A 5,043-nucleotide genomic window follows, 5' to 3' on the forward strand; every position below is an offset into this window, starting at 1 on the left:
GACTGGGTCGCCGATCAAGCCCTTCTTGTGAAGCCGATCCGTCGTTGCCCAGTCGAAGCCCTTCCAGGCACAACGCTCGTTATGCAGCGTCAGCCATAACAGCGCCAAAACGGCATCGTCGATCTTGTCCTCATCGATCTCCATGAACCGACGTTACCACGCGCGGCACCCAAAATCCCGCGGCCCCGCTCGGATGGATACCCTGATACAGACCCTGCAGCCTGTCGTTAGCCGCTCGCAAGGCATCTGCGAAATTCGTTTCCCCACCTGCATTCAATCCTCTCAGATGGTTCGCGATCGCCTCTTCACCCACAGCTCCAAGGCTGAATGTTGCCGCATTCACGATGCCCCCTGCCGAGGCGTCGGCCGGATCGGCGCTGCCATTGAAAGGGATCACCGTAACCGTGACATCGGCAGCAGAGAATCCCAGCCCTCTAATTCGCTCGGTCAGTGCGATCAAGCTCGCGATTTCTGCATCGAGAATCGTATTGGACCGCCCATCGCCATTGAGATCGCCGACCGGCACCCCCTCGAACGAATCCGATGTGCTTCCTGAAATGTCGATCAGATAAAGGATATTCATCTGCGGCTGCAGAACCGGACCAAGACCAATGACAAGATCGAGGTTCGCGGTTGCGGTTGTCGTCGCTGATGGTGCGTCGATGATGAGCGAGACCGGTTGGTCGTTAAACCCGAGAGTTCCACTGCCCAAAGCGGACATATGAGGCGAGGAGAACGTCCCCGCGCCACGGACCTGCAAAGTGACATTCGCGGTATCGGCTCCTCCCTTGGCATCGAAATCGTGTAGGCGAAGGTCACTGTTGCCGTCTCGCCGGCGCTCAGAGTCTGGAATTCGCGACCAGGATCGAAAACAAGATCTCCGGATGAGTTGCGGACGATGGAGCCTTCGAGCGGAGCTGTCCAGTGAACGATACTGACAGAGTCACCATCCACGTCGCGGTCGTTGGCGCGCACGGTCAGGATCCTGCGTCCGCTCTCGTTCATATTGCCGATGCGATCGCTCGCTGCAACCGGGGCATCGTTCCGGTCGGCGATGGTCCAGGAGATTGAAGCTGGAACCCGGATGCTATCATCACTCAGCAAAACATAATCGACAGTGACGATTTCGGTCTCTCCTTGCCCCAGATGCTGATAGGCCGGATGCGAAGGATTCAAAGAAAAGCTTCGCGATCCACTAAGATATCTTACACCTGGCGGCAACGAGGCTGGTATGATCACGAGTGGCAATGCCGTGTCGTCCAACGTGAGACTATCCGGCACCGCATCGAGCCGCGCGAGCGGTCCGTCCTCGACAGCCTTGCCAAACACCGGTGCAGGCTCGGATGTGAGTCCTGGAAGGATCAGGCTGCGGGACAACGTGTGTCCCGTGCCCACAGGAATGACGACGGCGAATTGTGATGGATCGGGCGTGTCGACCGGCTGAGGCAAGTTCACCGGAATGATGGGCGTGTCTTCAAAATCGCTGCTGCCCCTCCTCTGGCGAGGCTCAGGAGCAAACACCTGAAAGAGATCCCGGACAAAATCACTTTCGCCGCGAATGTCGTCGCCTGACTTCGTGATCTGCGTGATGCGTGGCTCAGAACCGGCCACGGGAGTCAGGAGAGTCGAGGAGCGCGCATCCGACATCGACGCGATCACGCGAAACGGATTGCCCTTCTCCAGCAGCAGGAACGAGCCCACAGTCCCATCTGGTTCGGTGAGAAGCGAGAAACGCGTGGCGCCGCTGAACGAAGCGACCTCCGCCTGTACGGCCGTTCCCCTGATCGCCATGGTGGCAACAGGAGTATCGACCTTGAGGTCGCCTGTCTTGGCGATCCGACCTGCGACAAATCCAATGAGGCCTTGAACGAGGGTGAACAGTGCAGAGTTCGAGGTCGAATCCGCAGCATAGATCATATCGTTCAAAACCATTCGGGCGCTGGCAGACAGGCTGAAGACCGTTCCGTCATTGAACTTGATAGACAATGAGGAACTTGCTCCTGTCTGAAGGACGTCACCTTTGGTGACCATGTCACCGACCTGCAGGTCGATCGGCACGCCGTTTCGCAGGACGGTTGCCGTTCCTGATACCTTCTCGACCCGACCGATAGGAGCACGAACCGCAGTTGCCCCTGACAGCTGGGCATATTGTCCTTGCAGATCGGAGCCTGCCAGCGCCTCGACAGTCTCTCCTGAAAGGCTCGCACCTTCCGGCGTCGTGATGCTCAGACGCTGGTCGCCCCTGAAATAGTCGAGGATCACTGCCGTTGTCTCCTGCCTTGTCAGCAGCAGATCGGCTCCAGATTTTTTGAAATCGGCGGTGAAAAGGACGTCCTTGTCCGGAAAGACAATGGATGCTTCAGGGTCAGAGCGACTACCCGACGCCTCGGCGGCGTCGATCCAGATGTCGAAAACACTGGCGCCGTCCTGGGACTGGTACACAGCTGAACCCTTGTGTTCAAGGGATGATAGCTCTTTCGCTCATTCATTCCTACCGGAATGAGATCTCAGAAGCTGGAATACCGGCACTCGACTTTGCTACGGGTGCGAGCATGTCCGGGTGTTCACCGAGTAATCGCTTCTTTCTATTGGCCGCTCTGAAAACCGTGCGTGTAGCATGGCAAGCACGCCTCTACAGATCTAAGAAAACTGTCCTGCACTTATATTACAGGGCACAACTTGGATGGAGAACTTGCTCCGCAGCTTACGATGCCAGCCCGATGAAGGTTACGGTCTGTGTGTACGTCACCAAGATCCCGTCATTGAGAAAGGGGAGCGCGACAGGGCTCTAAAGGGCTATGTTCAGGTTCTGATCGGTATTAAAGATTGCGCGATCCAGACTGCTCGTGGGCCAGATCACAAACGAGACAGAGCCAGAGCGACTTCTGTTCGATCAAACCCAGACACGCACCATCCCGTCAACCGAGCTTACAACAATGGATTCCACGCGTTGCTCATAGCAGGAGCGGCTCGATCATCATCCTGCCCTTGGTGATCGAGAGGCAATGACCTTCAATGCCTTCCGCTTACCGCAACACCTTACAGGACGAAGTAGCTCTGGCTGAAATCGATGGCATCGTCGAAATGGATTGTGAAATCCGCAATCTTATCGCCATTCACATCACCGGAGACATAGGTGTCGCTGGCTGCTTTCCGGTATTGCAGCTCCCCGGCCTCTCCGCTGAAAGCCCGGGTGCCAATGAACTCAAAGGCTTGGTTCCCTCCTTTGAGTGCATTGGCGTCAATCGATGACAGGTGGATCTTGTCCTTCTGCTGGAAGGAGAAATCGAAGATCGTGTCCCGCCCGGAACTCATGACGGTCGACTCTCCGACTGACTTGAAGATGAAGGTATCAGTTCCCTCTCCACCCCAGAGGTCGTCAGCTCCAGCCCCACCTGTCAGCTTGTCACTACCGGCACCGCCCTTGATGCGGTCACTGAAGCGGGTCCCGGTATAGGTATCGCTGCCGCTCGACCCGATAAGGTTGTGAGCCTCATCGGCAAGCGCCGCATTGAGGATCGCCGGATTGGCCTTCCGGCTCGAACTGGCTCCTCCCATGAGGCCGGAGACCAGAGAGTGGAATTCGGCTCCGGCAATCGCCAACCCGGAGATCTGCACCTGCGCCGAGATATTCGTGATTCGTCCTGCGGGATCCTCAGTGAACTCGCCCGGCTCCTTGTAGCTGTTCCCGAGGGTGCCAAGGCGCACCGTGGTTACGGATCCGCTAACAATATGCTTTGCAAGATCATAAGATATGGAACTGCCGTCGAGAACGATGGCCTTGGTATTTCGGCCGTTCATGTTGTCGAGCAGAACAATCTGGGTTCCTTTGAACTCTCCCGAACCACCGAGAATGTAAGGCCATCCTTCAAATGAAAAATCTTTGAAATAAGTTTTCATATAGCTATTGAAGCTCACACCTTTGTTTGAGCTGCTTGCGGTCAATCTGATGGTCATTGTCATGCCTGCCTCCTCAAAGCAGCGTGGTCCATCCCACGCGTGACGTGTCTCTTCTCTGTCCTCAATACAGTTTGACCGACAGAGACGCCTTGGCGTTGAAACCCGGACTTGGACTCCCGTTCAGGTATTCGGTGTATTGTCGATCGAACAAGTTCTCGATCACGAGGCCCGTCGTCACTCGCTCGCTAACCTTCCAGTTGGCGAAGAGATCGACCACGGCATAAGGATCACCGACGAAACCGAAATCCTCTGCCTGAGCCTTGGCGCCGACGAGGGACACGCGGGTTCCGAGCTCGAGCCGGCTGTCGTAACCGCGAAAGCCGACGGTTCCTGTCAGGCGGTTCGGTGGCACTTTGACGAGATCTTCATTGGTTCGGCTATTCGTGCCGCGAAGAATATGGCCCGCGATTCCGACGAAATAGGAGCCACCGTCGTAGATCCCCTCGGCTTCGAAACCGTCGATGACCGCCTCGGCGATATTCCGATACTGATAGCCCCCAGGGGCGGGGAAGCGCGTGAAAACCTGTTCGATATAGTCGTCCACACGATTGTGGAAGACACCGAATTTCATGCGCAGACGATCCTCTTCGGCGATAAGATTATCGAAACGCAGGTTGACGCCACCTTCGATGTTATGGGCAATCTCAGGCTTCAGATCGGGATTGGGGAAGAAACGTCCGGCGCTGAGCGGCGGCGGATGGAACCCATCAATCAGGGTTTCGGTCAATGCAGGAGCCCGATAGCCCTCGGAATAGCTCGCATAGAACGTGACCGGCTGCCAGGGCGTAATCCCGACTGTGATCTTGGGTGAAAGGCGACTGCCTTCATTCTCGATATCGACGCCTATCAGGCGATAGGAATCATATCGTAGGGCACCGATGACTTCGAGCCATTCGGAAAATACGACGCGGTCTTGAAGGAATGCGCCATAGGCAAGGCGTTCACCCGAAGGAGTAAGAGGCTGGTGAGCAATTTTATTACTCGCTTCAAGTGCTTGATTTGGAATAGCTTTCGTGAAGATTGATGAGGCGGATGCGGGGTGTGCAACGGTTGAGGAGCCCCGCTATGGATACTTGTCTCTAT

At 56.2% G+C, this 5,043-nt stretch carries 5 protein-coding genes; all 5 read right to left on the minus strand.

All coding sequences use genetic code 11. The annotated features are described in order from the left end of the window. Positions 1 to 144, minus strand: a 144-nt coding sequence (locus FS320_RS48975) for a DUF6429 family protein (protein ID WP_244626992.1), incomplete at its 3' end; no start/stop codon positions are given. Then, entirely contained in the window at positions 131 to 583 is a 453-nt protein-coding gene (locus FS320_RS37600; protein WP_152717392.1) for a vWA domain-containing protein, read from the minus strand. The genes FS320_RS37600 and FS320_RS48975, both read right to left, overlap by 14 nt. Next, a complete protein-coding gene (locus FS320_RS37605; protein WP_152717393.1) occupies positions 580 to 2,442 on the minus strand; it encodes a FecR domain-containing protein in 1,863 nt (620 codons plus the stop codon). The genes FS320_RS37600 and FS320_RS37605 overlap by 4 nt, the downstream gene beginning before the upstream one ends. A gap of 597 nt (positions 2,443 to 3,039) precedes the next feature. After that, positions 3,040 to 3,900: a M10 family metallopeptidase C-terminal domain-containing protein gene (locus tag FS320_RS45545; protein WP_153885382.1), complete on the minus strand. Its 861-nt coding sequence runs from the start codon at positions 3,898 to 3,900 to the stop codon at positions 3,040 to 3,042. 121 nt (positions 3,901 to 4,021) lie between these two features. Beyond that, positions 4,022 to 4,981 carry a TonB-dependent receptor domain-containing protein gene (locus tag FS320_RS37620; RefSeq protein ID WP_162003498.1) on the minus strand — a complete coding sequence of 320 codons (960 nt, stop codon included), beginning with the start codon at positions 4,979 to 4,981 and terminating at the stop codon, positions 4,022 to 4,024. Between the last annotated feature and the right edge of the window lie 62 nt (positions 4,982 to 5,043).

The sequence above is a fragment of the Microvirga tunisiensis genome (assembly GCF_009296175.1).
GTDB lineage: Bacteria > Pseudomonadota > Alphaproteobacteria > Rhizobiales > Beijerinckiaceae > Microvirga > Microvirga tunisiensis.